This is a genomic window from Paenibacillus sp. FSL R5-0713 (assembly GCF_037973325.1).
In the GTDB taxonomy this organism is placed as follows: Bacteria; Bacillota; Bacilli; order Paenibacillales; family Paenibacillaceae; genus Paenibacillus.
In genome coordinates this window covers 3961414-3978657 of sequence record NZ_CP150229.1, presented here as the reverse complement: position 1 = coordinate 3978657, position 17244 = coordinate 3961414, and the positions used below count along the sequence as shown (strand labels likewise).

At 44.8% G+C, this 17244-nt stretch carries 18 protein-coding genes and 1 riboswitch; of the genes, 15 read left to right on the top strand and 3 right to left on the bottom strand.

The features are described from left to right. Positions 1 to 5 precede the first annotated feature (5 nt). The 13 genes from MKZ12_RS17605 to MKZ12_RS17545 all read left to right on the top strand — a co-directional run bounded on the left by MKZ12_RS17605 (position 6) and on the right by MKZ12_RS17545 (position 13236). Positions 6 to 1832 (top strand): ATPase, T2SS/T4P/T4SS family, encoded by a 1827-nt coding sequence (locus MKZ12_RS17605; RefSeq protein ID WP_339255854.1) that lies wholly within the window; start codon positions 6 to 8, stop codon positions 1830 to 1832. Next, the gene (locus MKZ12_RS17600) at positions 1822 to 3888 is read left to right on the top strand and encodes a hypothetical protein (protein WP_339255853.1); all 2067 of its coding nucleotides are present in this window, start codon (positions 1822 to 1824) and stop codon (positions 3886 to 3888) included. Before MKZ12_RS17605 ends, MKZ12_RS17600 begins: the two co-directional genes overlap by 11 nt. Before the next feature lie 60 nt (positions 3889 to 3948). Continuing rightward, entirely contained in the window at positions 3949 to 4434 is a 486-nt protein-coding gene (locus MKZ12_RS17595) for a hypothetical protein (protein ID WP_062834890.1), read from the top strand. Between the two features lie 16 nt (positions 4435 to 4450). After that, on the top strand, positions 4451 to 4849 hold the full coding sequence (locus MKZ12_RS17590) for a hypothetical protein (RefSeq protein WP_339255852.1): 399 nt from the start codon (positions 4451 to 4453) through the stop codon (positions 4847 to 4849). After that, positions 4846 to 5397 (top strand): hypothetical protein, encoded by a 552-nt coding sequence (locus MKZ12_RS17585; RefSeq protein WP_339255850.1) that lies wholly within the window; start codon positions 4846 to 4848, stop codon positions 5395 to 5397. Before MKZ12_RS17590 ends, MKZ12_RS17585 begins: the two co-directional genes overlap by 4 nt. Further along, positions 5384 to 6367, top strand: a complete 984-nt coding sequence (locus MKZ12_RS17580; protein WP_339255849.1) for a hypothetical protein — start codon at positions 5384 to 5386, stop codon at positions 6365 to 6367. Before MKZ12_RS17585 ends, MKZ12_RS17580 begins: the two co-directional genes overlap by 14 nt. 137 nt (positions 6368 to 6504) lie before the next feature. Further along, positions 6505 to 8055, top strand: coding sequence for an ABC-F family ATP-binding cassette domain-containing protein (locus MKZ12_RS17575; protein ID WP_339255847.1), 1551 nt, complete (start codon positions 6505 to 6507; stop codon positions 8053 to 8055). A gap of 86 nt (positions 8056 to 8141) precedes the next feature. Beyond that, positions 8142 to 8251: riboswitch (TPP riboswitch) on the top strand. Between the two features lie 193 nt (positions 8252 to 8444). Further along, positions 8445 to 9140 carry a thiamine phosphate synthase gene (locus tag MKZ12_RS17570; RefSeq protein ID WP_339255845.1) on the top strand — a complete coding sequence of 232 codons (696 nt, stop codon included), beginning with the start codon at positions 8445 to 8447 and terminating at the stop codon, positions 9138 to 9140. Positions 9141 to 9154: 14 nt separating this feature from the next. After that, entirely contained in the window at positions 9155 to 10390 is a 1236-nt protein-coding gene (gene thiO, locus MKZ12_RS17565; protein ID WP_339255843.1) for a glycine oxidase ThiO, read from the top strand. After that, on the top strand, positions 10387 to 10590 hold the full coding sequence (gene thiS, locus MKZ12_RS17560; protein WP_339255841.1) for a sulfur carrier protein ThiS: 204 nt from the start codon (positions 10387 to 10389) through the stop codon (positions 10588 to 10590). Before thiO ends, thiS begins: the two co-directional genes overlap by 4 nt. A gap of 2 nt (positions 10591 to 10592) precedes the next feature. Next, positions 10593 to 11360: a thiazole synthase gene (locus MKZ12_RS17555; protein ID WP_339261462.1), complete on the top strand. Its 768-nt coding sequence runs from the start codon at positions 10593 to 10595 to the stop codon at positions 11358 to 11360. Continuing rightward, positions 11357 to 12412 (top strand): ThiF family adenylyltransferase, encoded by a 1056-nt coding sequence (locus MKZ12_RS17550; RefSeq protein WP_339255839.1) that lies wholly within the window; start codon positions 11357 to 11359, stop codon positions 12410 to 12412. Before MKZ12_RS17555 ends, MKZ12_RS17550 begins: the two co-directional genes overlap by 4 nt. A 119-nt stretch (positions 12413 to 12531) precedes the next feature. After that, positions 12532 to 13236 (top strand): response regulator transcription factor, encoded by a 705-nt coding sequence (locus MKZ12_RS17545; RefSeq protein ID WP_339255837.1) that lies wholly within the window; start codon positions 12532 to 12534, stop codon positions 13234 to 13236. A 114-nt stretch (positions 13237 to 13350) separates the two neighbouring features. Here the strand turns inward: MKZ12_RS17545 and MKZ12_RS17540 are convergent, their stop codons facing one another. Both MKZ12_RS17540 and MKZ12_RS17535 read right to left on the bottom strand, forming a co-directional pair. Then, positions 13351 to 13851: a C40 family peptidase gene (locus MKZ12_RS17540; protein WP_339234482.1), complete on the bottom strand. Its 501-nt coding sequence runs from the start codon at positions 13849 to 13851 to the stop codon at positions 13351 to 13353. 293 nt (positions 13852 to 14144) lie between these two features. Continuing rightward, positions 14145 to 14786, bottom strand: coding sequence for a thiamine diphosphokinase (locus tag MKZ12_RS17535; RefSeq protein ID WP_339255835.1), 642 nt, complete (start codon positions 14784 to 14786; stop codon positions 14145 to 14147). 182 nt (positions 14787 to 14968) lie between these two features. Between MKZ12_RS17535 and MKZ12_RS17530 the strand changes: the two genes are divergently transcribed. Beyond that, positions 14969 to 15670 (top strand): trimeric intracellular cation channel family protein, encoded by a 702-nt coding sequence (locus MKZ12_RS17530; RefSeq protein ID WP_339255833.1) that lies wholly within the window; start codon positions 14969 to 14971, stop codon positions 15668 to 15670. Between the two features lies 1 nt (position 15671). After that, a complete protein-coding gene (locus tag MKZ12_RS17525; RefSeq protein WP_339255831.1) occupies positions 15672 to 16142 on the top strand; it encodes a low molecular weight protein-tyrosine-phosphatase in 471 nt (156 codons plus the stop codon). 171 nt (positions 16143 to 16313) lie between these two features. Here the strand turns inward: MKZ12_RS17525 and MKZ12_RS17520 are convergent, their stop codons facing one another. After that, positions 16314 to 17048, bottom strand: a complete 735-nt coding sequence (locus MKZ12_RS17520; protein ID WP_253437164.1) for an alpha/beta hydrolase-fold protein — start codon at positions 17046 to 17048, stop codon at positions 16314 to 16316. Between the last annotated feature and the right edge of the window lie 196 nt (positions 17049 to 17244).

The window sequence follows — 17244 nt, the reverse complement described above, 5'->3', positions numbered from 1 at the left end:
CTCCAATGCTCTGGAATACCATATGGATAAGTTTAATTTTGATTCTGTGCCTGACTTATGTCTGGTTCAAGTATAGTGCGTTTCTTCGTGAAAAGAATGCTCGTGTTCCTGAACAGCAATCCTTCACGATTGACATGTTGATTGAGAAGGTGAAGAACTCACTTCATGAGCTTAGTCATAGTCAGCTCGCGGATGCAGGTCTGCATGAAGAAGAATATCGTCGAAGAATCAATCAACGTGCAGAGATGAGAAAAGCGCTGAAGGGCTGTGTCTCAGGCAGTATCAGTGACAAAACGTATGTCAAAAATCTGATAGGGGATCTTCTGATCCGAAGCATAGGACTGAACAAATCAAATGTAGATGAAGTCATTTTGTTTGCAGAACCGGATTTATTGACGATCCAGGACCGATTCGAAATTGTGTTTTATCTGTACCGACAGCAATTCGGTGTGGATGCACTCTCCCGAATGATTGATACCTACGATCTGGGAAGGCTGAGAACGGAGGAAGGAACGGAGGACGGAGGGAGTTATTATATTTCCGAGGAAGACATTCACTATGTTTTTGAGTGCGAATATCGAGAGCTTGGGTTCAGAGAAAAGACAGATATCATCGTGCAGCGTATCTATCAGCATTACAAAGGATTTTCGGTTGTTGATGAGATAAGGGACCAACGTATTGACGGCGTTAGTGGTGGTGTCAGCGGTATGTTGGATACTGCTCATAATATTGGATTTCAGAAACCGGCATCATGGAATGATCTGTTGGAGCAAGGACTGGAGGATGATACTCATGAAGAACCGCTTAGCGGCATGGAGAGTGTCTGGATTTTTTATAAAGGGAAATCCATTCATCTACCTTTTCTGTCCTTCGGCAGCATCCGTGAACTGAAAAGGGTATGCCAGAATATATACAAATACAATTATCCGGGACAGTTGTCAGAAGCAAGTGGATACAAAGTGAACGAGATGAAAGACGGTTCCCGTGTGGTTGTTGTCAGACCTCCTTTTGCAGAATCGTGGGCGTTCTTCGTCCGGAATTTCGATATCCCAAATGCTTCACTTGAGCAATTGATTACGGGTAACAACGCAGATCTGCCAATTACATTGCTTCAATATTTGATGAAAGGAAGCCGGATCACAGCGGTAACCGGAGCACAGGGTTCTGGTAAAACGACATTACTTATGGCTATGGTCAAGCACATCTATGCATCGTACACCCTTCGTGTGCAGGAGATGGCGTTCGAACTTCAATTAAGACGGATCTATAGCCGACGTAATATTTTGAGTTTCCGAGAAACTGAGCACATTTCAGGTCAACAAGGGCTAGATTTGCAGAAAAAAACGGATGGTACCGTCAATATTCTTGGTGAGGTTGCGAGTGATGAAGTGGCCGCATGGATGATTCAAATGTCTCAGGTTGCCAGTCTGTTCACCCTGTTTACCCACCATGCCAAAACGTTTCGTGATCTGGTCTTCTCTCTTCGTAATTCCTTACTCAAGACAGGCATGTTTCAACATGAGCATATTGCTGAGGAGCAGGTTGTGAGTGTCATCAATTTCGATGTTCATATGAAGAAAGATGCTGAGGGACGAAGATATATCGAACGTATTACGGAATGTCTTCCTCGCGCGAATCAAGGTGACAGCGTGGAAGAGAGGGCAGGTTTTACATTTCGTAATGTAGTGGAGTACAGAGATGGAGAGTATGTAGCAACAGCTCCAATCTCCTCGGAATGCATGTTGGATATGCGAGAACAGATGACATTGCAGGATGCCGAGAAATTTGGACATTTTATGAAGCAACACTGGGGTGATCCGCATGACAATTAAATGGATTCTGCTCCTCGTATTAGGTATTTGTGCAGGAGGGTTGCTGATCACACTTCTGGTTTTAAATGTATTACGTCGCGGAGAAGGGGGTCCAACAAGTCCATCCGGCGTTATTCTAACTCCCGGAACGAAGGGGTTCAAGGGACTGGGATCATTCTTGTTGCAGTCCTACCGCCTGGGAATGAAAGTTCCACTGCTATCCACCTATATTCTACAAGTGCAGAAACGTATTTCATTTCGACATGTAGGGGATGAGCCTTCACTTCGAAGACTGACGATGACAGTGGTTCTGATTATTCTGGGAGGCTATGGAGGCATAAGTGTCATTTTGTTCCTTCTGCAGCCGGGTATCGCTTTTGTAATATTGTCCGTGCTCTGTGCTGTGGTGCTAAACAGCTTGGTGCTGGATATGTGCCTCAGTCGTATGGAGAAACGGTTGCTGGTTCAAATGCTGGATATCTTTGCAGATGTAAGACATCGGTATCACCAGCATGGCATGGTTGAGGAAGCACTTTATGAAGCGGCTGAAGCCGGTACAGGAGAAGCAGCAGAACAGGTTAGACTGATCTATGAAGCTCTAACTACTCCAGATCCGAATGAAGCACTTGAGCGTTACTATGAAGTGGCACCCAACCGTTTTCTCAAAGGCTTCGCCGGCGTTTCCTATATGGTCATGGAGTTCGGGGATAAGGACCGAGAACAAGGGTCTATCTATCTTAAGGGACTGGGGAACCTGACACAGGAGATTCATCTGGAGATTTTGCGGCGTGACAAATTGGATTACCTGCTTAAAGGACTTAATATCATCGCGCTTGCCCCGGTATTATTCACCGCTCCAATTGAACGCTGGGCCAGAGTCAGTTTTCCAACGATGGATGAATTTTATCGCAGCAAGATTGGTTTTGTTACCAAAATATCAATTTATGTCATCATCATTCTTGCTTATTTGCTTCTGCAGAGGCTCCAGCAATACGATGAAACTCGTTACCGCTCAGGACATAAGCATTCATGGTTGGATCAGTTTCTATACAGGCAGACCTTCATCCGGAAATTGGCGATGTTGTTTGCGGCGAAACCTGGCAGTGTACAGTACAACCAAACGATACGGCTTATGAGGGAGAGTAGCTCGGAGTTGAAATACGAATGGCTCGCCATTCGCCGAGTGATGTTATTCGCAGGTTGTTTGGTCCTTACACTGGGTTGCATCTTGCTGTTGCACCAGGTTGAACGTAACCACATCTTGCATGATCCAAGCCGGGATGATCGAATGTTTGGTGCAATGGCTGAAGCGGATCTCAGGAAAGCCAAGGAAAAAACAGCATTGGATCAATCCGTGCTGGAAAGTGTAGAGATGAACCGAGGAGCTACATACGAAGAAGTCTCCAACGCGTTACAGCAGTTATCTCCCGTTCAGTTGGACCATGATACCCAGAGTGAGACCATCATGCGCATCATGCAGAAACTTGAGGTGTATAACAAGCAATATGTACGCTGGTGGGAAATGATTATAGCAATTCTCATCGGTGTAGCAGGGTATTACATGCCCATATGGCTCATGTTATTTCAGCGGAAAATGCGAAAGTTGGATATGCGGCATGAAATCTATCAATTTCAGACAGTGATATCCATTCTGCGTGAGATGGATCGGATGTCAGTCGAGGAGATATTGGAATGGCTTAATCGATTTGCCGTCATTTTCAAGCGTCCGCTGCAAAAGTGTTTGTTGCATTTTGAACATGGGCCAGAGCTTGCACTTGATCAATTAAAGGAAGAGGCGGGCTTGCCCGAATTCCAGCGATTGATTGATAAATTGCAGCTTGCCCTTGGCAAAATCTCAATACGTGAAGCCTTTGATGATCTTGAGAGCATGATGGCATTCTATTTTGAACAACGCAAGCAGGAGTACAGTAAAATGATTGATGTTAAAGCATCCTGGGGGAGAACCATCGGATTTGCTCCCATGTATGCCCTAATCTTTTTGTACCTGGTCATACCATTGGTCGGTATGAGCTTCCTGCAGATGAACATCTATTATGAACAAATTCAGAAACTGTAGCACTTCTTCTGTGTGACAGTCTGAAATATATTAATAATTTATAACTTGGGAGGATTTATCATGAACAATGCATCAAGCGCTTTAAAGGTAGCAGCAGGGATATTTTTGACAATCGCTCTGATCACAATTGTAGTTCTGTTATTTATTTCGGCTCAGGAAGCAACCAAGACGGCGCAGAACAATTTTGCTGATATTCAGACCGAGCTGTCTCAGGCTGCATTCACGGTGTATGACGGAACAACGATCAGTGGATCACAGGTAACTAATGCGCTGCGTAAATACGCGGACAAGGATCAGTTCGGTATTCAAGTCATTACAGGTAAAAATAAAGCGGGTCAATGGTATGGCAACCAATTGAACATTTCACAGGATCTCAATAACGCGGACTACGGCTCGGTTATTGCTCCTGACGATAAAGTGGGGATTATTAACCAGACCATGAGTGAAAAGGACAATCAATATGTCAATCCAAGTGGTAAATTCAAAGCCATTATTGTAAAAGACCGCTCCAACGTGGTAAGAGGGCTAATCTTCCAGCAATCCTGACAGGAGTTGGTTTAACATGTCCCAGAATACCCAGCATCTTATGTTGTTTTGTACGGCGGTTGTCCTGTTTGTGACAGCCTGCCTGTACGGGCAACAGAATGTTAAGATTTTATCAGCTTCATTGAACGACAGAGTACGAACAACAGCAGGCATGGAAGGTCGTCTGACAACAACATTGCATACCACCAAACCATCTCAGTATAGTGGTGCGGAAGTGTTACATACCGTGAGACAGATGACAGGCACAGGCATACCTGTAGAGGTAGACGGGACTTCATATGTGATTGATACACTAGTCAGCAAAACAGCGACTATTCCTGTCCAGCTCGATGCTACCTACAGACCAGAGTTGATACGAGATGAAACTGGAGAACTGCTCAAGATTGTTTTTTGGAAGGAGGCCAGTGTGAATTGATTAATGCCGCATCCAAGCTGCTTGCTGTATTGCTCGCAGTTCTTCTGCTCTATGTGTATCCAGCTGCTGAAACAGCCGATCGGCAGGATGATATAGCACGTATGACGGCTGTACAGAATGTAACACGTTTTGTCGATGCAGTCCGCACGAAAGGGTATATTTCACCTCGAATGTTGGCTGAGTTTGAGGAGCAACTGGCCCAGACGGGCAATGTGTATGAGGTGTCGATGGAACATTTACATAAGAAATATGTACCTCATTATACGGACCCGTTGGACATTAACAGTTTTACTGGGACGTACGAGGTTGTACAGGATGGATATTATGCAGCTCAGATTCGAGAGAGAATATTCCCTACCTCAAGTGTGATTCCGGTTGTTGATCCTGGCCGAAGATACACGTTGACAACAGGAGATTTTTTTACCGTGACGCTCCAAAATACAAACCGTACACCTTCCATGCTCATTCGTGAATGGCTTAGTGGTACGGCTCAGGCCTCAGCGGTATTTGTAACCTATGGAGGTATGGTCCTCAATGAAGATTACTGAGCTATCCATAGTATTCGTGCTGATCTTCTTCCCGCTCTTCTGGATCATCTCACTCCATACCCAAGATGCCGAAGAGGCTAACTTTCTTGGACATCGATACAGATCTACACTTCAAACCGCAGTGATGGATGCAGGTGCAGTTATGCATCAAAATGAGAAACAAAGTGATGAAGCAGGTTATGATTCAACCAAGTTTGTTAAAGCGGATAAGGAGCTTGCCTTGTTGACGTTTACTCAGACGATGGCTTTGAATATGGGGATTCAGGATGATGCCGCAGCTATTCGAAACATGTTTAATTACATTCCTGCCGTGGTTATTCTGGATTACGATGGCTATTATATGTTGTCCACAGAAACAGAGTTGACAGGTAACCGGGAAGATTCTTTCAGGCAAGTATGGAGTCCTAAGAAACCTTATACATATTCAGATTCATACGGTAACAGTATTAACTTTACATTGGACGACTATGTCTATGCCTACGACGCAAGCGCAGGGAGATGGGTGGAGGGCTTTCAAAAAGAACTGGTTTCAACCACACAGATTCCTTTACTTCAAGATAGCAGCGTATTTGAACAAGTTCGACGAAGCCGGATTGTGACTTCTGTGCAGGATGATCTTGCTGATGTGATTAACCGCCATAATGAGTTTGCCAGAAAGAACGGTGTATCCTACACATTTACGATGCCCCTGATAGCACAGGAAGATTGGTACAACTCCGTCAACGATACAGGGATTATGGCCTTTATCCAAGGTATAGGTGTTGGTGACCAGAAGATCAACAATTATGCGATTGGTGGAGGCAGACTTGTGAAGAAAACGGCCATCGTAGGTGGAGTAGATCCTTTAACGGGTATCAAGTACTACTATCCCTCCACATGTGGTAATGGTTACCGTGCCGAAGAGGTGTTCACAGACGGAAGACAAGCAGCTGCACAAGGCTATTTCGAATATAACTGCTCTAATCGTTAGCTTGCGTACATGACAAAATCTTGGAAGGAGTTCCTGAACTGTTTACATTACTTTCAGAAAAGACGAGACCTGTGCTAGAATAGGGGTTCGGAACCATAATAAAAGTAATGTCTAATAGATAGGAGCAACCTCATCTTATGAGTTTATTGTCAGTAGAGAACGTGAGTCACAATTTTGGAGATCGCACGTTATTTAAAAATGTATCGTTTCGTTTACTCGCCGGAGAGCGTGTAGGACTTGTTGGTGCCAATGGTGTTGGTAAATCCACATTAATGAACATCCTTACCGGTAAATTGCTTAAAGACAGTGGAAAAGTGGAATGGACACCGAAGGTCCGTTATGGATATCTGGATCAGCACACAAAGCTTACGCCAGGCAAAACGATTCGTGATGTGCTTAAGGATGCTTTCCTTCCGTTGCTTGAATTGGAAAAAGAAATGATGAATATTACGGACCAGATGGCAGATGCAGATCCAGATAAGCTGGAGCAGTTGCTGGAAGAGATGGGCGATATTCAGGAACAACTGGAACAGGGCGACTTTTATCTGATTGACGTAAAAGTTGAAGAGATGGCCAATGGTCTTGGTTTGTCTGCAATTGGTCTTGATCGAGATGTCGCAGCTCTAAGTGGTGGACAGCGCACCAAGGTACTGCTTGCCAAGCTTCTGCTCGAAAAACCTACAGCTCTGTTACTGGATGAACCGACCAACTATCTGGATGTTGAGCATATTGAATGGCTGTCACGTTACCTGAAGGACTACCCGCACGCATTTCTCTTAATTTCCCATGACACGGAATTCATGAATGAAGTCGTAAATGTCATTTATCATTTGGAATTTGCCAAATTAACGAGATATGCAGCGAACTATAACAAGTTCCTGGAGATGGCTGATATGAATAAAGCCCAGCATATTGATGCATACGAGAAACAGCAAGAGTACATCAAGAAACAGGAAGATTTCATTCAGCGTAACAAGGCGCGGGCTTCAACTTCAGGTCGTGCGAAGAGCCGCGAGAAACAGCTGGACAAGATTGAACGTATTGATCGCCCGGATGAAGCGGCTAAACCAACGTTCAAATTCAAGGATGCCCGCGCGAGTAGCAAAACGGTCTTTGAGGGCATTGATTTTGAAATTGGATATACCTATCCTTTGCTGCCCAAAATGACGATGACGATTGAACGTGGTGAGAAAATTGCCATTGTAGGCTGTAATGGTGTGGGTAAATCGACACTGCTGAAAACCATCCTCGGGAAAATATCTCCACTGAGTGGAAAGACCTTTTTGGGAGATTATCTCGAAACGGCCTATTTTGAACAGGAGGTTCGTGCTGGAAATATCACGCCGATCGAGGATGTCTGGAATGAGTTCTCACATTTGACTCAGAATGAGGTCCGGGGTCATCTCGCTCGCTGCGGATTAAAGAATGAGCACATTACTCGTCCACTCAACATGCTGAGTGGTGGAGAACAAGCCAAGGTTCGTTTATGCAAACTCCTGATGCGCGAAAGCAACTGGATTTTATTCGATGAGCCGACAAACCATTTGGATGTCACTGCCAAAGCGGAGTTGCAGCGTGCCTTGCAAGAATTTAAGGGAACGGTGTTACTGGTATCTCATGAACCTGATTTTTACGAGGGTTGGGTCACCAAAACATGGAATGTCGAAGAATGGTCTGAGAAAAAATAGACGATTCAAGACCGTGTTTAGACCATGTTTAACAGAAATTACGGTGACAAAAAAATCCGTCTATGGTAACATAGGCTACAACTTCATATGAACACTAGGGGGGCCGCACGATGCGGCTGAGATGGAAGAATGCGATTCCGGACCCTTTGCACCTGATCTGGATCATACCAGCGTAGGGAAGTGGCGAGCGCGTTTCAGTGAATGACGTGAGCAAACGGCAACTCGAAAAGATTTCAACCGTCTGCTTAGCGAATTGAAACATGCAGTTGCGTGTATAACGTTATGGCTATAGGTCTACAGCTGTACTGCACGAAATGAACTGTATGCATCAGTCAGTGATCTGATCCTATAATTCATACGCAGCCACTCCCCTACGGGAGTGGCTTTTTTTGTGTTTTCATAGCATTCACGCCTGGAAGGAGAGGGAGGGTACCGCAATTTTTCATAAGCATGTTCACGAATCATTTGAATTGCATGTTGTATCTACGGGGGCAGGAGATCGAGCATCTTTTGTAAAAGCAGCCAAGGACGTTTGGCCATGGGTGGACTATATTCACATACGAGAGAAACAACTTACATGTCAAGACAAGATCGGCTGGGCTGAAAGTCTGCGTAATGTTAATATTCCATCTTGTCGCATCGTTATCAATGGTTCAGAACTGCCTTCACAGAATGATCTCTATGGCGGTGTTCATTGGGGGCAAGATGCGATACGTAAATACAACCCTGCTGTCATAAGCAAAATGCAGCGACTTCGTCTGGGTGTATCTGTTCATTCCATCGATGAGGCAAAAATCGCTGAAGAACAGGGAGCTGATTACCTTTTCTTTGGGCATGTCTTCGCGACCAACAGCAAGCCAGATCTAGAACCAAGAGGATTATATGCTCTTGATGAAGTATGCAGAGGTGTCTCCATTCCTGTCATCGCGATCGGAGGCATAGAGCCGGGAAATATTCAAGCGATTCGCGCTACAGGGGCACAGGGAGTTGCCGTGATCTCAAATGTATGGTCGAGCGATTCCCCGGATCGGGCAGCTGCATCACTAAGGCAGGCTATCGTTGCTACAGGAAGTCTAAGCCGGTGAAAGGAGATGAGAGGATGAATGAGATCGTAACGGGTCAGAACAGGAATCATTTCAGTCATCAACTGAACTCTGAAACGGAATCAAGAAGCAAAAGTTTAACTGATAATCCGGATAAGATTCATGCAGAAACCATTATTGTAGGCGGAGGTGTTGTTGGTTGTGCCATTGCGTATGAGCTTGCTTCCCGGGGACAGGATGTTTTGTTGCTGGAGCATTCCGCAATTGCGGGAGGCACTTCTTGCGCAGCGGCTGGAATGCTTGCGCCAGATAGTGAGGATTTTGCTCATCCTTTGATGGCTAAGCTTGGCAGGCAGAGTAGACAGTTACTTATTGAGCAACAAGTGCTAATGGATACCCTTAGTGGGGTAGAGGTTGGGCTGCAACGCCGTGGATTCTTGACCCCTTTTCGATCATACAGTGAATTAAACCGCTATAAGAACAATCGAAATTCCGGTTTGTCTGCTGATGAGGTGTGGTGGGATCGTTCGGTTGTGCAACAGGAGGCATCGTGGCTTAACAGAGATACATACGGAGCCTACTACAGGCCATACGAGAGTGAAATCCTTCCTGTCCATCTAACTAGGGCATATGCGGAATCTGCTCAAGCCATGGGAGCTCGGTTTATAGAGGACATACAGGGTATACGTGTACAAACAAACGAACACGGCGTGCAGGGGATCACCACATCGATCGGTGAGATAACGTGCAAACATGTCGTTATAGCGGCTGGATTACAGAGTGAAGCATTGATGAGACATGTGAATCTGAGCTTACCTGTGTGGTCGGTAAAAGGAGAAATAGCTGCCGTTCAGTTCTCAGATGAACATGCAGGGTACAGACCTGACAGAACGGTTTATGCAGAGGATGTCTATATTGTTCCCAAAGCCAATGGCGAAGTTTGGCTCGGGGCAACCAGTCTGCCGGGCAGAACGGATTTGAATGTTTCTGTACAGGGTGTTCAGAAGCTGCTAACAGCGGCTACCCACTGGGTACCCGGGATGAAAGAAGCGCAATTTAAGCGAGCGTGGGCAGGTGTAAGACCGGCAACGCCAGATGGGCTGCCTTATATAGGTGCATGCAAGAGTATACCTGGACTGTTCGCTGCCTTTGGGCATTACCGTAATGGTATTTTGCTAAGTGCGATAACAGGCAGGCTTATCGCGGAGTTAATCACTGGCAAAAGCTCAGAAGAACTCGGAATTGAAGTGCTGAATCCAGAGCGTTTGAACAGAAAGGGAGTGGTGCAGTGAATATCATTGTTAATGGACAACGGATGGAGATTGAAGACAGATTAAATCGTGTGGATAAACTGCTCCAATCGTTTGACCTGCAAGTCAAGACTGTAGTTGTCGAGCTGAACAGGCATATCTTAACGCGTGAGTATCACGAGTCAACGGCATTAAGAGAAGGCGATCGAATCGAGATTGTACATTTTGTAGGAGGCGGTTAATGATGTTGAACATTGGTAAATATACGTTTGAGTCCAGATTATTGCTCGGAACAGGCAAGTTTTCGGATTTTGAAGTGCAGAGTCAGGCTGTGGATGCTTCTGGAACGGAAGTTTTAACCTTTGCTGTTCGTCGTCTGAATCTTGAGGAACGTAACCAGAAGCATTTCCTGGATACATTGGATCTGGATAAATACACGCTTCTTCCGAATACGGCCGGGGCTTCCACTGCGGAAGAGGCAGTGCGGATCGCCGAGCTTGCGCGGGCTTCGGGACTTTGTGATATGATAAAAGTCGAAGTCATCGGAGATGGAAAGACATTGCTCCCAGATCCGATTGAAACGTACAAGGCTTGCGAAATTTTGGTTGAAAAGGGCTTCACCGTATTGCCTTATATTTCAGATGATGTCATTCTGGCCAAAAGGCTGCAATTGCTTGGCGTACATGCCGTAATGCCTGGCGCTTCTCCCATCGGAGCAGGTAGAGGCATCATTAATCCCTATAATATTGAGATCATCATTGAGCAGGCCGTTGTGCCTGTGATTGTGGATGCAGGGTTGCGCTCTCCAAAAGATGCTGCTTATGCCATGGAACTTGGTGCAGATGGTGTATTGTTGAATACAGCAGTATCCGGATCAGGAAATCCGGTGAATATGGCTAAAGCGATGCGAATGGGTGTAGAGGCAGGTAGACTGGCATATGAGGCAGGCATGATTCCTGTGAAGCGTTATGCAGCGGCCAGTAGTCCGGTGGAAGGAATGGTTCATACATGATAGATCAACAACAATCAATTTCCTCCGAGCAGGCCGACCGGTATTCCAGACAGGAAAGGTATGCGCCACTTGGCAAGGAAGGCCAGGACAGATTAAAGGACAGCAGAGTTTTAATTGTAGGCGCTGGCGCACTCGGAACAGGAATTGCCGAAACGTTAGTACGTTCAGGCGTCGGGCACATAACGATCGTGGATCGTGATTATGTGGAGTGGAGTAATTTGCAGCGGCAACAATTATATGTAGAGCAGGACGCAATTGAACGGATGCCGAAAGCGATGGCTGCGGAAAAACGTTTATCTGCCATTAATTCCACGGTTCATGTGGAAGGAAAGGTATTGGATGTCAGGGTAGATGAACTGGAAGAACTCATTCAGCATGCAGACTTGATCATGGATGCAACGGATAATTTTGATACCCGACTACTCATCAATGATATGGCACAAAAGCATCGTATTCCCTGGATTTATGGTGGATGCGTGGGGAGTTACGGCATCACCTATACGTTTATGCCTGGAGAAACGCCATGTTTAAATTGTTTGCTGGGTGAAGTCCCCCTGGGTGGAGATACCTGTGATACGTCTGGCATCATACCACAAGCAGTACAAATGGTAACGGCGAATCAGACAGCAGAAGCGATGAAGCTGCTTAGTGGCAATGCGAATGCATTGAGACGCAAGTTGTTGTCATTTGACGTGTGGAGGAACGAATACATATCCATCAATGTGGATGGTGCGAAAAAGCAAGACTGTCCTTCATGCGGCCCTTCGTCAACGTATCCATATCTTTCTGCGTCCAATCTGGAAAAAACCGATGTGTTGTGTGGAAGGGATACCGTTCAGATCCGCCCTGCACGGCGCATGAATTTGAATCTTCAACAAACGGCGGATCGCTTGAACAGACTTGAAGAAGGAAAAGTGGAATCCAATCCGTTTCTGGTTTCTTTTACAACAGGAGCTCATAGAATGGTCGTATTCCAGGATGGACGTGTTCTCGTACACGGAACAAAAGATACAGCTGAAGCGCGTACTCTCGTTCATCGTTACTTTGGTTAAAGCAAGAAAGAAACAAAGTCTGTTCCCTTGAGGGAATGGACTTTTTCATTTTACGGCATGCTAACTGTACCAACCACTGCTACGCGCAGCGGGGATAGAGACAGGCCGGGTGAAAAACAGTGAAAACAGCCATTTTGCTGATTGGAGCAGGAGAGCAGGCTAGCCTTATTTACGACGTTTTATGTGCTGAAGGGTATGAGGTGCAACGAATGGAGTGTTCTGAAATAAACCAATCCGTCAAGCCTTCGTTGCAGCATATTAACCTGATCATCCTGGTAGACCGGGAAGAGGAGCATGCACACCTTAACCAGGATCAGAAATCAGAGTTGAAACGTTGGATAGAGAGCGGACAGGTGATCCCTCTGCTGGTTATTACTTCAAATGCATCTCCTCAGGTCATCGTGGAATGGCTGGATTACGGAGCTAATGACGTGATGGAGGAGCCCATTCACTTGACCGTGATGCTAGCCAGAATACGAAATCTATTGCGTGTTTTTGCGAATGCAACGCAAGAGAGTGAAGAAGTGATTGTAGTTCATGATCTTAAAGTGAATTTACGTTCAAGGCGGGTAAATCGTGCGGGTGAGTACCTAACATTAACGCCAAAAGAGTACGAATTGCTGGAATTTCTGGCGTTGCATGTGAATGAAGCATGTACCCGGAGTGATATTTTAAGGGAAGTGTGGGGGTATGAGTATGCCATGGATACGAACGTTGTGGACGTGTACATCAAACATCTGAGGGTTAAGGTAGATAAGGGAAGAAGTGTGAAGCTGATTCATACTGTGCGTGGGATCGGCTATATGCTTCATGATAAAATTTAGAAATTTCAACCATTCCATGAATCTCCAGTTTAAAGTGTGGTGAAAAAAGGGTAAAAGAAAAGACCGGATCATATTATCCGGCCCTTACTGATTAAATATGAACTATAAATGGTTCTAGAGTACACGACGAGCTTTAACGTAAGTTCTCTTCCAAGTACCGGAGTTCAGATCCGAGATCGTTACGCCTGGAGATCCATACGTATGCAGAATCTTTCCGTCACCTGCGTATACGCCTACATGAGTAACGTTGGAGCCTGTAGAACGGCTACCGCTGGAGAAAAATACAAGATCACCAACACGCAGATTAGCTTTGGATACAGCTTTACCTTCTTTAGATTGTTTCACGGAAGTGCGTGGCAAGTCTACACCATACTTTTTGAAAATATATTTCATAAAGGAAGAGCAATCAAAAACTCTGGTTGTTGTTGTTGAAGCACCAAATTCATATGGAGTTCCAGTGAATTTTTTACCATAGTTAACAATTTGTTGACCTGTGGACACAGATGCAGTTGCTGCCTGTGCGACAGGGGCGTTAGTCATTAATACAGCTCCAAAACCTAGTGTAGCGCACAACCCGACGGTTACGGCCTTTTGGACAAAGATGTTTGTTTTCATATTAGTTAGTACCTCCAAAATTCGTTTTCGTTAAGTTGCTAGAGCGAGTATAACAGCTTTGTAACAGCCTAGAAATTGGATGGGCATGTGTAATCCCTTGCGCCACAATGGTTTGGGTATGTTTATTAAAATATAATTAAAAATGTCAAAAAATTAATCATTGACGAATAATAAATAAAGATGAAATAGAAAAGACCCTTGAATCTCAAGGGTCTTTGTTGTGTATGAATCTATTTTATGATCGAAATCACTGGTTACAAAAACGTAATAATTAAAATGCCATGCGGATACATTTAATCTTTGCTTTGAATGATTAGTAGTAGGCCGCTATCGATAGTGACGGTACCTAAAGCGCCTAGGAGTTGGTTGCTTATGCCAAGGGATTGGCCCATGCGAATAGTCGCTTGATTCAGCGGATACATGAAACCTTCCAGTGTTATTCCTGTAACTTCATGAGTTAAGGGGAGTAAAGAAACATATTTATAGTCACGGTGTTCAACTACAGCTTTGGAAGTTGTCAGAGTCATATAGTTATGCTTGTCCTGAATTACACATGAGATATGATGCTGCATTGCACGAACCATAATATGTACATTAGCGAGTGTATGATCCATCCGAGTACCTGTAGCGCCTAACATCAGAATGTGAGAAGGTTCGTGATCTAACGCTGTTTCAAAAGCCATTTCCGTATCTGTAAGATCTTTATGAACAGGGTCGCATGTAATGAACTTTGTGCTGTTGTTACTAACAATTATACGTTGCTCTTCGGAGATAGAGTCGAAATCACCAACTGCAATATGAGGCTGAACGCCGTGTTCAATTAAAAATAATGCGCCGCGATCAGCCGCAATGATCATGTCATCATCACGTATTTCCTGAAGTAATTCCGGAGATAGATTTCCGCCTGTAAATATAACAATCCGTTTCACCGTCATTTTATTTCATCCTTCCTAGTTCAAAGAAAAATAGTTCGTTGTTCAGATATGTTGTAGGAAACTGTACAAATATATTCACCAAACCAGTATAATCCACAAAATGTGGTTGCACAATTTCAGTGCTCGCGGATACAATGGGTAGAGCGACATGGAGATGACTTGAAAAGTGAGGTTTGAACAGGTTGGACTTACACATTTTTGAAGTATTCAGTATTATAGGCACCATCGCATTTGCAATGTCCGGTGCTTTCGTGGCAATGGAAGAGGAGTATGACATTTTGGGTGTACTTGTGCTGGGACTTGTCACGGCATTCGGAGGCGGAATTATTCGGAATGTACTTATAGGTATACCTGTAACTACACTCTGGAGCCAGGGATCACTAATTATGTTGGCCTTAGTATCTGTAGCGATTGCGTTTATATTACCTCTTAAGTGGATTAGTCACTGGAAGCGAACAGAGGCGTTGTTTGATGCAATCGGACTTGCAGCATTTGCAATCCAAGGTGCACTGTACGCTGCAAACATGGGACATCCTATTAGCGCAGTTATTGTAGCGGCTGTAATGACAGGGATTGGCGGGGGCGTTATTCGTGATGTGCTTGCAGGGCGCAAGCCGCTTGTATTGCGAGATGAAATCTATGCTGTATGGGCAATGACAGCCGGTTTTGTCATAGGTATGGGCTGGTTAACAACGAATGCCGGATTATTGTTATGTTTCGCGGCTGTTGTGTTTTTCCGAATGTGTTCTGTACATTATAAATGGAAACTGCCACGCCGTTCGCTGGTGCCATCCGAGACGGGAAACATCGGTCCTCAGCCGGAAAGCATTGTAACACAGCCAACATCGTCGGTACTTCAAGGTACGTTAAGCAAGGGGGATTAATATGATTCGCGTTTTATTTGTATGTCTGGGCAATATATGTAGATCACCTATGGCTGAAGCAGTTCTTCGCCACAAAGTCCTGGAGAATGGGCTTGAACACCAGATTCGTGTGGACTCAGCGGGTACGGGGAACTGGCACGTTGGTAAACCTCCGCATGAAGGGACTCGAAAATTGCTGGATTCATACCAGATTTCTTATGCCAACATGGCAGCGAGACAATTCGCCAGCGAAGACTTTGATCAATTTGATTATATTGTGTGTATGGATAATTCGAATGCAGATAATGTACGCAACGTTCCAGGCGGAGCTGAGGCGGAAATCATCAAGTTTATGGACATGCTTCCGGAGGAAAAACTCAGGGAAGTACCTGACCCGTATTACACTGGCAATTTTGAAGAGGTGTACGAGTTGGTTAACGCAGGCTGCGACGTTCTGTTGAGTAAGATTAAAAAGGAACATTCCATAGCCTAGTAACTAAACGTGAACTGATATTTCACTTGTAATCGGACAAAGAAGCAGGAGTGGGCATTTAACCAGGCAGGGAATCCTGCTTCTTTTTTAGATTACAATTGTAAGCGATATCATTATGGTGCAAAACAAAAGCGGCATTTCAGCCGCCTGTTGAAGTGATCCAGTTTATTTTTATCTTTCCTGAAGAAAATATAACAATGCATCTGGCAATTCATTCTGCCAAAAACCCCATTGGTGGTTCCCGTCTTTCTCCTGATAGGAGACGAGAGCGCCACGTTTTTCCAGCAAATCACGTGTATCCCGGTTTAATTGAACGAAATTATATGTACCGGTGTCTGCCTTGAATGCAGTTTCCTGCAAACCAACGATCATCCAGATCGAGAGCCAGGACAGATCTTCGGCTGCAGCATAGATTTCTTGAGAAGCAGAATAGAAGGCACCGGACATGCTGATTACACGTGTGAACAGATCCGGATATAACAGAGCAAGATGAAGCGAAACACTGCCACCTAGCGAGTCTCCGGCAAGAATACGTTCCTGCGGAGAACGGCGCACAGGATATTTCTCTTCTATATAGGGAATAATCTCTTCAGCGAAGCAAGCGGTATATGCCTTGAACCGATCTCCGAATGGAGCATATTCCTGCGTTCTTACAGACACATCGACCTGAACACCTACAATAATGAAAGGTTCAGCTCCTTCGTCCAAAATAATTCGGTTAGCTGTTGTGGCAATTCGACCGAAATTGAAAAACTCTTCACCATCCTGACAATATACGACAGGGTAGCTAAGTAATTCGTTATAGCCCGGAGGAAGATAAATACGGAGTGTTCGCTTCTCTCCGAGATAGCGACTTTCAATCTCTTCCTTCACAATCGTGCGTTTCAAATAGCGGGAATCCGTCATAAAACGTCACCTTTCTCGGTTAATTTTTTGCATTCGACCGCGCAATACGGTAAGATTACCCTTGTGCGGGGTTAGGTCAAACACGCAATCATGTATTATGCTGTTATACCAATATTAATCCCCTGTTATACATACAATCCGACAGGAAACATAAAAAAATTACGGATTTCTTTGACGTATGGAGTGAAACAGGTGT

Coding starts and splice junctions, on each gene's coding strand:
- MKZ12_RS17555 (WP_339261462.1), top strand. CDS start 10,593: ATGTTGAACATTGGTAAATATACGTTTGAGTCCAGATTATTGCTCGGA.
- MKZ12_RS17595 (WP_062834890.1), top strand. CDS start 3,949: ATGAACAATGCATCAAGCGCTTTAAAGGTAGCAGCAGGGATATTTTTG.
- MKZ12_RS17605 (WP_339255854.1), top strand. CDS start 6: ATGCTCTGGAATACCATATGGATAAGTTTAATTTTGATTCTGTGCCTG.
- thiO (WP_339255843.1), top strand. CDS start 9,155: ATGAATGAGATCGTAACGGGTCAGAACAGGAATCATTTCAGTCATCAA.
- MKZ12_RS17535 (WP_339255835.1), bottom strand. CDS start 14,786: ATGACGGTGAAACGGATTGTTATATTTACAGGCGGAAATCTATCTCCG.
- MKZ12_RS17525 (WP_339255831.1), top strand. CDS start 15,672: ATGATTCGCGTTTTATTTGTATGTCTGGGCAATATATGTAGATCACCT.
- MKZ12_RS17540 (WP_339234482.1), bottom strand. CDS start 13,851: ATGAAAACAAACATCTTTGTCCAAAAGGCCGTAACCGTCGGGTTGTGC.
- MKZ12_RS17550 (WP_339255839.1), top strand. CDS start 11,357: ATGATAGATCAACAACAATCAATTTCCTCCGAGCAGGCCGACCGGTAT.
- MKZ12_RS17580 (WP_339255849.1), top strand. CDS start 5,384: ATGAAGATTACTGAGCTATCCATAGTATTCGTGCTGATCTTCTTCCCG.
- MKZ12_RS17600 (WP_339255853.1), top strand. CDS start 1,822: ATGACAATTAAATGGATTCTGCTCCTCGTATTAGGTATTTGTGCAGGA.
- MKZ12_RS17520 (WP_253437164.1), bottom strand. CDS start 17,048: ATGACGGATTCCCGCTATTTGAAACGCACGATTGTGAAGGAAGAGATT.
- MKZ12_RS17590 (WP_339255852.1), top strand. CDS start 4,451: ATGTCCCAGAATACCCAGCATCTTATGTTGTTTTGTACGGCGGTTGTC.
- MKZ12_RS17575 (WP_339255847.1), top strand. CDS start 6,505: ATGAGTTTATTGTCAGTAGAGAACGTGAGTCACAATTTTGGAGATCGC.